Below are 12611 nucleotides of genomic sequence, written 5' to 3'. Positions count from 1 at the left end.
CCGCTGGAGTGGTGTATCGACGGCCACTCGGCGATCTCGTTTTGAGGCTATGCGGTGAGTTCGGTGGGCAGGACGGTGTCGTCGGTTTCTGACTCGATCGGGTGGAGGCGGGCCTTGGCGAGGAGCTCGCGGCCCATGTAGCGGCGGGCCTCGGTCCACTCGTCGTTCTGCTCGGCCAGCACCGCACCGACCAGGCGGATCACGGCGGCGCGGTCGGGGAAGATGCCGACCACGTCCGTGCGACGGCGGATCTCCTTGTTCAGCCGCTCCTGCGGGTTGTTCGACCAGATCTGCCGCCAGATCTCGCGCGGGAAGGCGGTGAAGGCCAGCAGGTCGTGCTGGGCCGCGTCCAAGTGAGCTGCGGCTTTGGGGAACTTGGCCTCCAGAGCGTCCAGGACGTGTGTCATCTGGGCCTTCACCGCGTCGGTGTCGGGCTGTTCGAAGACGGTCCGCAGCAGCGTGGCCACCCAGGGCTGGGCCGATTTCGGAACCTGGCTCAGCAGGTTGCGGGCGTAGTGGGTGCGGCAGCGCTGCCAGGACGCGCCGGGCAGAACCGCGCCGGTGGCGTCGACCAGGCCGGCGTGGGCGTCGGAGATGACCAGCTGGACCCCGCTCAGGCTGCGGGCGATCAGGGAGCGCAGGAAGGCCAGCCAGCCGGCCCCGTCCTCGGCGGTGGCCACGTCCAGGCCGAGGATCTCGCGGTGGCCGTCGGCGTTGACGCCGACCGCGATCAGCGCGTGGACGTTGATGATCCGGCCGCCCTCGCGGACCTTCTGGGTCAGTGCGTCCACCCAGACGAACGCATACGGGCCGGCGTCCAGGGGCCGGTTACGGAAGGCTGCGACCTGTTCGTCCAGGTGCCGGGCCATCGCACTGACCTGGGACTTCGACAGGTGGGTCACACCGAGGGACTCGGCGAGCTTTTCGACCCGGCGAGTACTCACGCCGAGGAGGTAGGCGGTGGCGACCACGCTGATGAGGGCCTGTTCGGCCCGTCGGCGGCGTTCCAGCAGCCAGTGCGGGAAGTAACTGCCGGTCCGCAGCTTGGGGATGGCCAGTTCGACGGTGCCGGCCCTCGTGTCCCACTCGCGTGGGCGGTAGCCGTTGCGGTGGTTGACTCTCTCGTCGCTGACCTGTCCGTATTCGGCGTTGCAGAGGGCGTCGGCCTCGGCGGACATGAGCGCGTCGGCGAACGTCTTGATCATCGCGCGGAGCAGGTCGGGACTCGCCGCGGCGAGGTTGTCTTCGGCGAGGGCGTGCAGAGGCAGACTGTCTGGTGCGGTCATCGTGCTGATCTCCTTCAAAGACTTGGTCGTCTTGAAAGATCAGCCGGTGGCCGTTCGTCTATGCGGGCCTCATCCCGACGCTGGAACAAACCCCCGGATCAGGTCGAACCCGTACACCACCTGCAAGGACGCAACCTGATCTGCGAGGCTCGCGCCAAAGTGGCTGGCTAAAGCCGCGGAGCCGGCCGCCCCAGCCACGACGGGGTTTCTCCCCTTCTCAAGGTCGCGTCCGCCGTCCGGCCGGTGGCCTGGTGCGTGGTCAGCGGGCCGGATGAACGCCCGCGTATCAGGCAGCGTTGGCCCGCACACCACCGTCACCACGATCCGGCCTCTTGCGGTAGCACAAAGCGTCTTTGACCAGCACCGTTGGGGATCACCTTGCGCCCCCGTGCCCGTGGTGTGTTTTGGCCGCTGCGGTGGCGACGGGCGGACGGCGCACCGCAGCCGGTGGCGTAGACATGGAGGCAGCGGGGCGGCGGCCGACCGGCGCCGCCGCGCTGTGCGCGGCCATCGATCCATGATCGACCTGACGTGTCAGGCAGCCGGGTGGAAGGGGGTGCGCAGGTGGCCCCGGGACAGGTGCGTTGGGGTCTGACTGCTGTGGTGGTTTCCCTCTCCGAGGCCGGATCGTGGTGACGGTGGTGTGCGGGCCGGCAGCGGCCGTTGATGCGCCTGGGCGGAGTCTGCGGCGGTCGGTTTGACGATGATCGACAAGCAGTGTCGGCCACCGGACCAGCGAGCGAAGCGAGCCTTGATGACGTAGGGAAAGACTGCCAGCGCCACGATCTGAATGTCCGCGCTGAGCTGTCGGCGATCCGCCCGGCTAAGGGCTGTCCCGCAAAGGGTCCGGTTGCGGCCCCGACTGCGATGGTCGACGAGCCGGACTGCATGATGGCCTCCGTGACGAAGAGCGCGGAGACGCACCCTGCCCGGATACCGGGCTACGACGGCGGGCCTTTCAGCCACCTGCCCGAGCTGCTGGGCGAGCACCTGTTCTGGCTGGGGCATCTGCACAACTGCGCCCAGAGCGAGGAGGCCGAGGAACTCCTGCTCGGCGCGGACGAGCAGGAGGCCGCGGAGCTGCACAACCGGCTGCTGGGAGGCGACGACTGGCCCGTCTTCACCGTGCCCCTCACCGGTGCCCACCGCCTGCATGTGGTGTACCGCGCCTTCGAGGAGGACGAAGGCATCGACTACCTCCTGCACCACCCCGACTGGGACGACGCCGAACACCTCGCACAGGACGAAGGGCACTTCATGGGCCCCGGCCTCTCCTGGGCCGAGCTGACCGCCGCAGCGGACAACGGCCTGACCGGCGGCAGCACTACCGATCCCCACGCCCGGCTGTTGCTCCTGCTGCCCGCGTTCGGCGACGACGCCGTACCCGATGACGCCGTCGACCGCCTGACGGCGGCGCTGTGCGCCCGCACTCATGTCGAAGCCCCCGACCAGCTCGCCGCCGCCCTCCTGGAAGACCAGGGGCCGTGCGGTCCCGTGCGCTGGATCACGGCCGAGGGCGGCCACCGGATCAACGACGGCGGCCTGTCCTTTCGCAACCCCGCCAACCGCTTCGCCTGGCCCACCGCCCGCATGGCTCGTGTGACTGCCGCACTGGCCCCCTGATCGGCACAGCCAAGCCAGCAGCATCCTGCCGCAACAGAAGGCATGGGAAGCTTGAAACGGATGGCGAGCAGACTGGGAGGGAGAGCGCGTGTCGCAGCAGGCCAGCCCCCGGGGGACCTTCCTGAAGGTCGCGGACGCAGTGAAGGCCCGGATCGAGGCGGAACCCGCCATGACGGAGCTGCCGTCTGCTGCTGATCTCATGCGCGACTACAAGATCTCGCGTGGGGTCGCGCTCCGGGCGTTCGGAGCCCTTCAGAAGGACGGAGTCGCCGAGCCGGTACCGGGTGGGCGGTGGCGCGTCGTACGGGGCGGAGAGCGCACCGACCGACGCCCACTGGAAGAGCGCATCGCGGACATCGTCACGGATGAAGGCCTCGAAGTCGGGGCAGCGTTCCCCAGCGCGTCCGTCCTGGCTGAGCGGTTCGGAGTCTCACGGCCCACCGTGACGAAGGCGCTCGACAAGTTGGAGACCGCCGGCGTGCTGGCAAGTGGAGGACAGGGCAAGGTGCGGACCGTCCGCGCCGTGCCGAATCGAGAGGAGCGTTCGTAGCTTGTCGGAGCTGACGGAATGGGCCTATCCCCTGGCTGAGTCCCTGCTCGCCGAACCGTTGCCGCGGCGATGGAAGCACTGCTTGGGCGTCGCCGAGCGGGCGCGGACCATCGCGCCCATCCTCGGACGGGACGCGGAGTTGCTGGAGGCCGCGGCCGTCCTGCACGACATCGGCTACTCGCCGGACCTTGCCGAGACGGGCTTCCACCCGCTCGACGGCGCTCGACACCTCCGTGACGTCGCGAAGGTTGACGCACGAGTCGTGAACCTCGTGGCCCACCACTCGTGCGCGTGGATGGAGGCGGAAGCGCGCGGCCTACGTGAGGAGCTGGAGGGCGAGTTCCCCCGGGAAGAGGCGCACCTTAATGACGCGCTCTGCTACTGCGACATGAACACCACGCCGGAGGGCACGCCCACGAACCCCGTCGACCGAGTCAACGAGATCGCCGGACGCTACGGGCCGGACAGCCTGATCGGGAAGTTCATCCGTCGGGCCGAGCCTGAAATCCTCGCGTGCACGTCGCGCGTCCTCGAACGGGTCGCCGTCGCCAAGCGTCAGCCGATGTAGGGAGTCGGCCGCGTCCGGTCCATCGCATGCTCGATTCGGAGCCGCATGGTGGGATGGACGTCAAGCTTCGCCAGGTCCGCTGGGTCGACCCAGCGGACCTGCGTTGTCTCGTTGCTCGTACGCAACTCACCGCCGGTCGGCCGTGCGCGGAAGCAGATGCTGAACTGCTGGCGGATCTCGCCATCGTCGTACTGCATGACGTGCCCAGGGTCTGTGTAGATCCCGGACAGGTCGACGACTTCGGCCTTGATGCCCGTCTCTTCCCAGACCTCACGGACGACCGTGTCACTGATGGACTCGCCCACGTCGTGGCCACCGCCGGGCAGTGCCCAACGTCCGTTGTCGGATCGCTGAATCATGAGCACCTGACCCGCGTCGTTCTGGACGAATGCCACGACCGAGGGCACGACAGAGTTGGCCGGCGGGGCGGCCGGGTCGTGCAAGTAGTCGATGCGTCCCATGCTCAAGCTCCCGTGATGTCGCGTTCGGTTACTGGCCTGGCGCCTTCCCAGGTCTGCTGAACGCTATTGGCGAAGGTGTCGAACAGACCACCTCCGGGGAGTCGCCGCAGGTGGAACACGGGTGCCATGTAGGCGCCGATGCCGTACACGTGGGTGTTGGCCAACATCTCGTCATCAGCAAGGTAGATCGAGTTGTAGAGCACCGTGTCGTGCAGGCGGAAGGCTATTTCGGGGTGGCTGGTGAACAGTGGGCGGTAGTTGACCAGCGCATTACGGATCTTGCCATCCATGATGCGATGCCCTTCGTCGATGCCGCGTCGGATGACGGCTTCGCACTCTGGATCACCCATGAGTACTCGGATGCGGACACCGCTCTCGGCCTTCTCCTTCAGCGTCGAGAAGAAGAGAGGGTCCTCCGCCAGGTAGATGCCGGCATACACAAGGATGTCGATGCGTTCCCTGGCGCGCTCGCACATCTCGCGCCAGAGGCCTGACGGCACGACATGCCGATGAGGGTAGACAGCCACGATCTCGGCTTTGCTCAGGTCAGATGCGGAGTCCTGCGTCCGGGAGTCGTCCCACAGCGTCGTCACATCGACTTTGAGCGCTGCTGCCGTTGCGTACTGGTGGCGCCGGTACGGCACCTTCCCTCGGGTGATCCAGCGTTCGACTGTCTTCGGGATGACGCCGATCTCTTCAGCCAAGTCCTGAACAGTCATGCCCCGCGCTAACAGAGCAGACCTCAAGCGCTCGTTGGACATCCGCACCCCTGAGGGACTTGTAGGGACTTCTTGACAGTAGCCAGATCAACCTGAGCTGTCCATGCATGGGGTGACCAACTCCCTTGACCTGCACCGATTCTGATGGTGCACCAAGAAGTCCCGGTGCGAAGCCAAGAAGTTCGGCCGGCGTACTTGACGGCCCCCTGTGCAGTACCTGTAAAACAGGTACTGCATCATGAAGGACCCCGCCGGACCCGCTTACACGCGGCCCGAGCGGCAGGGGAGACGTAAAAGCCCGTCGTCTTCACGGATCGATCGGTGTCATCGGCTAAGCCGCTGGTCTGACCCTCGGGCGTAGACCCAGGGACCGGATCACGGGGATCCCGGTGATTGGGCTGCACCCGGTCCATGACACCCGGAAGGGATGGGCGCTTCCACTCAGCGAGTGACGACTGAGTGGCGCGGTGACCGCGCGCCGTCCAAGGGAGGCGGAGCAAGGTGCGTACGGAGCCGCGAGACGACAGTGACGGGCTTCCCGTCACTCGTCATGCGGGCAGGGCGCCGACGTCACGCCGGTGGCCTGCCCGTTTGATGAGGACTTTCGAGGGTCCCACCCGCACCACTTCCGGTGCGGTTCCTTTCCACGGCGCGCGCCCCGTAGAGGCACCTCCGGGCGCGTTCGGGCCGTTCCACTGTGAGGAGAGACCTCCATGAAGTGCATCGTTGCCGGTCATCAGGCGGTCACCGAGGCGGAGTTCACGGAACTGGCCCTCGGCACCCCGGTTGAGCTGTGGCTCGGGGTGGAGGGCGAGACGGACGAGGAGCGCGCGGCGCGCCTGGACGCGGCGCGCGACATCCTCGCCGACCCCGAGTACCGCAGCCTGCCCGACGACCTGATCCGCCTGGCCGCACGGGTCGTCGAAGACCACCCGGACCTGTTCAACGTGGTCCCGCTGGCCCGCCCCGCCCGCCGCCGTGCGGCACGCACGGGGGTTGCGGCATGAGCGAGGGGCTGACGCTGGACGACCTGATCGTGCCGCTGCAGGCGCTGCGCCTACTGGCCACGGACTTCGGGCACCTGCCAGCGCCCGATGTGGACGTGACCCCGATCTACCCGAACCGGCTGCGGCTGAGCTTCCACCGCGGTCTGGCCGAGTTCGAGGCGTGGCGCGAGGCGCTGGGCATCGCCCCGGACGCGGTGCGGCACGGCACGCAGAGCGGGGGTCACACGCGCGTCTTGCGTGCGGACGCCCAATGTGCGGACGCTGGGCTGGAGTTGGTTGCCTACGCCGACATCCCCGCCCCGGCACCGGCCGGAGCGGTGGCCTGATGGCGGCGTGGGGCAAGTGCTTCGACCCGACCGGCGCCCGGCATGGCATCCCCACCTACCCGTGGCGCTGTGCACCGGACGGGTTGGCCACCAGACGGCAGTTACGGACCCGTGGCCTGCGCCCCGGCGGACAGCCGGTCGCAGCACAGGTGCTCCGCCCGCGCTACCGGCGCGGGCCGCTGGTCGCCTACCTCTACCGGCTCGACAAGGCCAAGCCGGTGCGGCCGATGACCCCGGCGAAGCGCCGGGCGCTCGAATGCGCGATGCGCGCCCGCCGCATCTGCCCGGAGTGCCGCACGGACGCCGGCTATTTCATCCCCGCCTCGCTCGGGGTGTGCGTCCCGTGCGCCTACCCCGACCGCCAGTGCGCCGCCTGACCGGCCTGGTCAGGCAACAACCCCCCGACAAGGAGTGAACAGTGAAACATCCTCCCGAAAGGTCCCTGAGCAGGGGTCAGGCACTCGTGCTCGGTGCCGCCGCGGTGCCCATGGTCGCCTTCGGCGGCATGGGCGCATGGGGCACCTACAGCAACATCACATCCGTCTTTCACCGCTCGGCAACCGCCCTCGGTGTGGTCGCCGCAGGTGAGGGCGCCACCCTCGTGCTCGCCCTGGTCCTGGTCGGGCTGACCATGCTGGGCCAGTCCGCGCCGGCCGCCGTGCGGATCGGGCTGTGGACGCTGCCCGCAGTGGCCTCCCTGACCGGCGCCGCCGTGGCCAAGACGGTCACCGAGGCGGTGGTGTTCGCCGTGACGCCCATGGCCATGTGCGTGTCCGCGGAGGGCATGGGCCTGCTCGCGCGGCGGATCGTGGTCTACCGCACCGGCGTGGACGCCGAAGCCCAGCGCCGCAACGCCGCGGTCATGCAGCGTCTCGCCTACCACCGGGCCCGCGCCGCCAACCACCCCGAGGAGAAGGCCCGCAACAAGTCGGAGCTTCAGTCGTGGAAGCTCGCGAAGAAGGTCGGCACCGGTGACGCCCTGCTCGGGGCGCACCTGGTCGACGTGCAGCGCGAGCGGATGACGGCTGGCGCGGACGCCGCGCTCGCGGGCATGTTCGCCCTGCCCGTCACGGCCCCCGCCACCGGCGTCACGGCCGCGTCACAGCCCCTCGCCGTCGACGGTCCGAAAGACGGGGGCGTCACACCCCCCGTGACGGAGCAAGACACGCAGGTCACGCCGGTACTGGAGACGGTGCCGCCGCAGGGCGTCACACCCGTGACGCCGCCCGTGACGCTGGAGGAGATCGCGGCCGTGGCCGACGTCCCGACACCGGTCATGGGTGAGCCGCTGAGCGACGCGCAGCTTGTCGTCGTGCTGCGGCACCTGCGCTACGTCGACGACCCGCCACTGTCCTACCGCCAAGCCGTGGCCGCATTCCGCGAGGCCGGATTCGTCGGCGGGGAGCAGCGGGTGCGCAAGGCGTGGGGCTCGCTGATGTCCCACGAGGAATCCGAGGCCTGACCCACCGTCCGGCACACACCGATGACGGCCAGCCCACGGGCATTGGGCTGGCCGTCATCGCGACTGCCGGAAGCAGTCGAGCACCAGTGAAGCAGACCCGGTGAGCCCCGGCGAGCGGCACCTTCGCAGACCCGGCGCGCAGGCCCGGCGAGCTGAATCCGCCCCCGGGCGGGCGCCGTTCTCGCCCGGGGGCCGTACATCGCCTGAGACTCCGTTGACCGGAAGGGAACTTCCCTGGTGAACCGCACATCAACGACCCGTCATCGTCTGGTCCATCTGGCCGGCATCGCCGCGTCCACGGCCCTGGCCGCCGCGATCGCGGTGAGCCTGTCCGACTACGGCGTGCGCGTGCCGCTGCTGGTGGCCTGCTCCCTGTCGTGCCTGGCCACCTACGTCAGCCTGTGGGGCCGTCTCGTCGACGCGCTGTCGACGACCACACACCGCTGCACGCAGCCCGGCTGCGACTTCCAGGTGCGGCTGACCCGCACGGATACCGCGGAGAGCCGTCGGTGGCAAGAGGTCGCCGCCCAGCACCCGCACCGCAGCCTCTGAGCTGCGGCTTTCAGTCCTCATTCGGCAGGCCCGGCCGGCAACTTTCCACGGCCCCGGCCGGGCCCTACTCCGTCAAAAGGAGTGCTCACAGCATGACGGAACTCAGCACCGAGCCGGTAGCCGTCGAGGCTGCCCCGACCACCCCGCCCCCGCCGCCCGACACCCCGCCCACCACGGCGCAGGACGTGACGGAGGTGGATCACACGCCCGGCGGCTGGCCGGTCGTCCCCCTCGCCCTGACCGGGGCGAACAGCACCGTCGGCGCGGTCGCCGCCGCCTCCCTGGCCGGTGGTCCCATCGCCGCGGCTGTGGTTGCCACCGGGATGGTCGTGCTCGGCAGGGTCGCCGCCACCCGCTCCCGCAAGCCCCACCCGCGCCGCGACGCCCGCCGGGCCGCGGCCCGCGCCGCCGGCCGCACCGCTGCCCACCGCGCAGGCCTGCGCCGTGGCGGTACCGCGGGGAGTCGTTCGGCTGCCTCCCGTGCCGGTCGCTCCGGAGGCCGATCGGGCAGGGTGCCGGGCCGGCACCGCCGCGGCACCGGCCCGGCCGCCCGCCACGGCAGCACCGCGACCAGCGGAAAGACCCGCAGCAAGACCGGTCACGGCCTGTCCAAACACGCGGCGGCCCGCGGCGCGGGCAAGGCCGCAGGCCGGGTCGGGCAGATAAAAGCCCTACGAGCGTCGCAGCAGGCCGCGGGCGGATCGCGCGCCGGTCAGCGGGCGCAGACCACCGCCGCGCGGCGCGCGGTCGCCGACGCCCGCCGCACCGCCAAGGCCGCGACCGGCAACAGCAGGTTGGGCAAGCGCGCCGGTCTGACCGGGCGCCTCATGGGCGGTGCCGCCCGCAAGGCGCGGGCGGCGCGGGACGCGGCGATCGCCAAGCAGCGCGCCCGGCGCGACGCCAAGGCCAGCGGCGCGGTCGCGGCGCAGCGCGGCAACGTCCGCAAGGCCCCGGTCCGTGCGGCGGCGCGCAAGGCGCTGCGCCGGTCCGCGGCCCGCTTCCACGGCCGCCGCCTGCTCGCCGCCCTGCTCGCCCTGCCGGTCGGGCTGATCGGCTGCCTGACCACGTGGATCGGCCGCAGGCTCGGCATCCCCGCGCTGATGCACCCGGGCCGCCGCCTGTACGGGCGCATGGTCCAAACGGCGGGCGAGCAGCGCGCGCAGCGCGACGAGGCCACCCGCCAGAACCTGCGCGAGCAGGAGGCCGCCGCCGACGCCGAGGCCGCGAAGGACGGCGCGGAGGGCATCGCGGACGGCGTCGAGCGGCCCGCGGCCACAGTCCCCACCAACACCACACCCGAGGTGAGTGAAGGAGAGCACGTGTCCGGATTCCGGTTCGAAGAGGCCGCCGCCGAGATGGAGCAGGCGGCCAACTCCTACGACCCCGAGAACGCCATGGAGATCCTGGCCATGGTCGAGGGACTGCCCGCCGCGCTGACCAGCGTGGCGAACGTGATGAAGATCCTCGCGGAGCGCTCCGACAGCGAGTTCCCCCTGGAGAAGGAGGTCGCGGACGGCTTCAACGACATCTTCGGCGCCCTGATGAGCGCCGTCGCGGTCGCCGAGGACATGGGCCCGCTGTTCCGGCAGGTGCACGAGCAGGACATCGCCCGGCACGAGGACCCCCGCAACGGCCACGAGGCCGAGAAGGGCTGGAACGTCTGAGATGAGCAGCACCGCCACCGCCAAGCAGAACGCCGGCAGTGGCCCGGTGCTGGACTGGGCGGCCGGTCACGGACCCGTGACCGGCGCCCTGTCCGCGACCACCGGAGCCTTCGCCGTCGCCACCACCGGTGCCGCCACCGGCATGCCGCCCGGCTGGGCGCTGGCCGTCGGCGCGGCCGGCGCCCTGGGACACACCGTGGTCGGGCTGCGGGTGCGCAACGCCGGCCGCACCCTGGCCACCCGCGCCGCCTCCTGGCTGGTCGGCGCCGGCTGGATCACGTGGGCCATGACGCACGGCCCCCTGACGTGGGCCGCGCTCGGCTCGCTGGCCACGATCGGCGTCGGGATCGGCGCCGCCGCCCGCTCCACCGCCCTGTACGAGGAGGCGCGCGAGGAGGAGGCCATCGCCGTGGAGCAGCGGCAGATCGCGCGGGAGCTCTCCGCGGAGCGGCGGGCGATCGCCGCGGAATGGGTCGACCGGATCCAGCGGGTGTGCTCCATCACCGTGCGGGTGCTGGGGGTCGAGATGTGGGAGACCGGCGCCGGGTTCTCCATCGACGCCGAACTCCCGCCCGGCGGCGCCACCTGGAACAAGATCGCCGCCGAGTCCCCGCGCCTGTCCGCGGACGCCCGGCTGCCGCACGGCTGCACCGCCACCGCCTCCCCCGGCATCGACCAGGGCCGGGTCATCATCGACGTGACCACGGTCAACGTCCTGGAAGAGGAGCGCACCTACCCGGCCGACTACGGCCCCCTGTCGGTGCTCACCGGCATCCCGTGGGGCTACCGCACCAACGCGGAAAGCATCCTCGCCTACCTGCGCGAACAGTGCGCGCTCGTGGTCGGCCCGACCGGGTCGGGCAAGACGAACATGGTCCACGCGATCCTCGCCGGGTTCGCCCGCGCCGAGGACGTGCTGACCTGGGTGATCGACCTCAACGCCGGATCGGCCGGTCTGCCCTGGGTGCTGCCCGCCCTCAACGGCGACATCGAGCGGGAGGACGGCAAGCCGGTGCGGCCCGGCATCGACTGGATCGCCGGGACGTTCGACGAGGCCATGACGATGCTCGAGACGGCCGTCAGGGTCGCCAAGCAGCGCAAGATGGGCTACCAGGACCTGCTGGCCAAGGCCAACACGGACCTGCTGCCGATCAGTGCGCGGATCCCGCAGATCATGCTCGTCATCGACGAGGGAGCGGAGATCCTGGCCAGCCCCGACCGGCAGATGCGCAAGCTCGCGGAGAAGATCCTGGAAGTCATCCGGATCGCCCGCGCCATGGGCCTGCGCACCGTCCTTACCGCGCTCGGGGCCACCGGCAGCGTGCTGGGCAACCTGATGATCCGCCGGGAGGCCAAGGTCCGCGTCGCCCTGACGGGCGGTGAGACCGAGGGCATGGACCTGGGCAAGATGTTCCCCGGCTCCCGCGGCCTGCGCGTGGACCGGGCCCCGCACAAGGGCGCCGGGTTCATGGGCACCCCCGAGTCCCCGGCCGCGCTGTTCAAGGCCTGGCGGATCCTGCCCAACCAGATCCGGGAGATCATCGCCGCCACCTCCGACCGCCACCCCGTGCTGGACGACGTGTCCGCCAAGGCGGCAGGCCCCGCCTACGCCCGACGCTGGGACGCCGACCGCACCACATGGATGCGCGACCACACCCTCGGCACCGACAGTGCCGACGGGCCAGCCGCGGCGGGGCTGAAGCTGTCCGCGCTGAGCAGTGGGGAGACGGAGCGGGTCTCGCCGGAAGACGAGATGCTGCGCCGCTTCCGGGCGGAGATCGACGCCCAGTTCGCCACCGCCCCCGACCCGCACACCCCGACCGAGCAGGCTCCTCCGACTGGATCGGGTGGGCTGAACCTGTCGGCGCTGCGGGGCGAGCAGGACAGCCCCGCTCAACAGGCCGCGCTCGCCCTGCTGATCGCCGCCGGACCCGAGGGCACCGGGGCGTCCGCGATCGCCCGCGCGCTTGCGGACGAGCACGGCACCACCCGTCAGACGGTCGTCGGCTGGCTCAAGGCATGGGTGAAGGACGGCACCGCCGTCCGCGTCGGGGAGGGCACCAAGGCCCGCTACGTCCACCGCTCCCACGCCCCCGAACCGCCCCCCGAAAACTGATCACTTGTCGCCTGTCGCCCCCGCCAAAACACATGCCGCTACAGGGCGTCTGGAGGCCCGGAAACGGCTTGTGACCTGCAAGGCGACAAGCGACAAGACAAGACAAGCGACAAGCGAGACGACAAGGAAGACGACAAGCAACGCGACAAGCCAGCACCACCACAACCCATCACCTCCGCGGGCCCGCGCCACGATCGGGACCGGCGCCTCGCCGTTGCGGCCGTACATGGCCTGGAGGAGGTCCGCCTGCTCGGTCTTCGTCGGCAGGCCGGTGGAG

The 12611-nt window shown here is 70.5% G+C and carries 14 protein-coding genes; 10 read left to right on the top strand and 4 right to left on the bottom strand.

Annotated elements, in window-relative coordinates; genetic code table 11:
• Nucleotides 1–47: 47 nt before the first annotated feature.
• Nucleotides 48–1286 (bottom strand): IS256 family transposase, encoded by a 1239-nt coding sequence (locus tag ACFV7R_RS10115; protein WP_385261999.1) that lies wholly within the window; start codon nt 1284–1286, stop codon nt 48–50.
• Nucleotides 1287–2186: 900 nt separating this feature from the next.
• On the opposite strand from ACFV7R_RS10115, the gene ACFV7R_RS10110 reads away from it, so the two are divergent.
• The 3 genes from ACFV7R_RS10110 (at nt 2187) to ACFV7R_RS10100 (ending at nt 4027) form a co-directional block, all read left to right on the top strand.
• Nucleotides 2187–2909 (top strand): hypothetical protein, encoded by a 723-nt coding sequence (locus ACFV7R_RS10110; RefSeq protein ID WP_385261997.1) that lies wholly within the window; start codon nt 2187–2189, stop codon nt 2907–2909.
• Nucleotides 2910–2997: 88 nt separating this feature from the next.
• A complete protein-coding gene (locus ACFV7R_RS10105) occupies nt 2998–3459 on the top strand; it encodes a GntR family transcriptional regulator (protein ID WP_385261995.1) in 462 nt (153 codons plus the stop codon).
• 1 nt (nt 3460) lies between these two features.
• Complete coding sequence (locus ACFV7R_RS10100) at nt 3461–4027, top strand: HD domain-containing protein (protein ID WP_385261992.1); 567 nt, start codon at nt 3461–3463, stop codon at nt 4025–4027.
• Here the strand turns inward: ACFV7R_RS10100 and ACFV7R_RS10095 are convergent.
• Both ACFV7R_RS10095 and ACFV7R_RS10090 read right to left on the bottom strand, forming a co-directional pair.
• Nucleotides 4015–4488, bottom strand: coding sequence for an NUDIX hydrolase (locus ACFV7R_RS10095; protein WP_385261990.1), 474 nt, complete (start codon nt 4486–4488; stop codon nt 4015–4017). The two genes, ACFV7R_RS10100 and ACFV7R_RS10095, sit on opposite strands and share 13 nt — an antisense overlap.
• Nucleotides 4489–4490: 2 nt before the next feature.
• Nucleotides 4491–5249, bottom strand: coding sequence for an XRE family transcriptional regulator (locus ACFV7R_RS10090; protein ID WP_385261988.1), 759 nt, complete (start codon nt 5247–5249; stop codon nt 4491–4493).
• Nucleotides 5250–5920: 671 nt separating this feature from the next.
• Here ACFV7R_RS10090 and ACFV7R_RS10085 point away from each other — a divergent pair.
• The 7 genes from ACFV7R_RS10085 (at nt 5921) to ACFV7R_RS10055 (ending at nt 12334) form a co-directional block, all read left to right on the top strand.
• Nucleotides 5921–6214 (top strand): hypothetical protein, encoded by a 294-nt coding sequence (locus tag ACFV7R_RS10085; protein ID WP_385261986.1) that lies wholly within the window; start codon nt 5921–5923, stop codon nt 6212–6214.
• Nucleotides 6211–6540, top strand: coding sequence for a hypothetical protein (locus ACFV7R_RS10080; protein WP_385261984.1), 330 nt, complete (start codon nt 6211–6213; stop codon nt 6538–6540). The genes ACFV7R_RS10085 and ACFV7R_RS10080 overlap by 4 nt, the downstream gene beginning before the upstream one ends.
• Nucleotides 6540–6917, top strand: a complete 378-nt coding sequence (locus ACFV7R_RS10075; protein ID WP_385261981.1) for an RRQRL motif-containing zinc-binding protein — start codon at nt 6540–6542, stop codon at nt 6915–6917. The genes ACFV7R_RS10080 and ACFV7R_RS10075 overlap by 1 nt, the downstream gene beginning before the upstream one ends.
• Before the next feature lie 41 nt (nt 6918–6958).
• Nucleotides 6959–8002, top strand: coding sequence for a hypothetical protein (locus ACFV7R_RS10070; protein ID WP_385261980.1), 1044 nt, complete (start codon nt 6959–6961; stop codon nt 8000–8002).
• 237 nt (nt 8003–8239) lie between these two features.
• The gene (locus ACFV7R_RS10065) at nt 8240–8554 is read left to right on the top strand and encodes a hypothetical protein (RefSeq protein ID WP_385261978.1); all 315 of its coding nucleotides are present in this window, start codon (nt 8240–8242) and stop codon (nt 8552–8554) included.
• A gap of 92 nt (nt 8555–8646) precedes the next feature.
• Nucleotides 8647–10218 (top strand): hypothetical protein, encoded by a 1572-nt coding sequence (locus ACFV7R_RS10060; protein ID WP_385261976.1) that lies wholly within the window; start codon nt 8647–8649, stop codon nt 10216–10218.
• A gap of 1 nt (nt 10219) precedes the next feature.
• A complete protein-coding gene (locus tag ACFV7R_RS10055; protein WP_385261974.1) occupies nt 10220–12334 on the top strand; it encodes a hypothetical protein in 2115 nt (704 codons plus the stop codon).
• Here the strand turns inward: ACFV7R_RS10055 and ACFV7R_RS10050 are convergent.
• The coding region (locus ACFV7R_RS10050; RefSeq protein ID WP_385262165.1) for a hypothetical protein at nt 12335–12611 on the bottom strand (277 nt) is incomplete at its 5' end. It abuts the gene before it with no gap.

The organism is Streptomyces sp. NPDC059866, from assembly GCF_042731325.1.
Taxonomy (GTDB): Bacteria; Actinomycetota; Actinomycetes; order Streptomycetales; family Streptomycetaceae; genus Streptomyces; species Streptomyces flavusporus.
The sequence above is the reverse complement of the archived record's forward strand: the minus strand, read 5'-3'. Positions and strand labels throughout refer to the sequence as shown.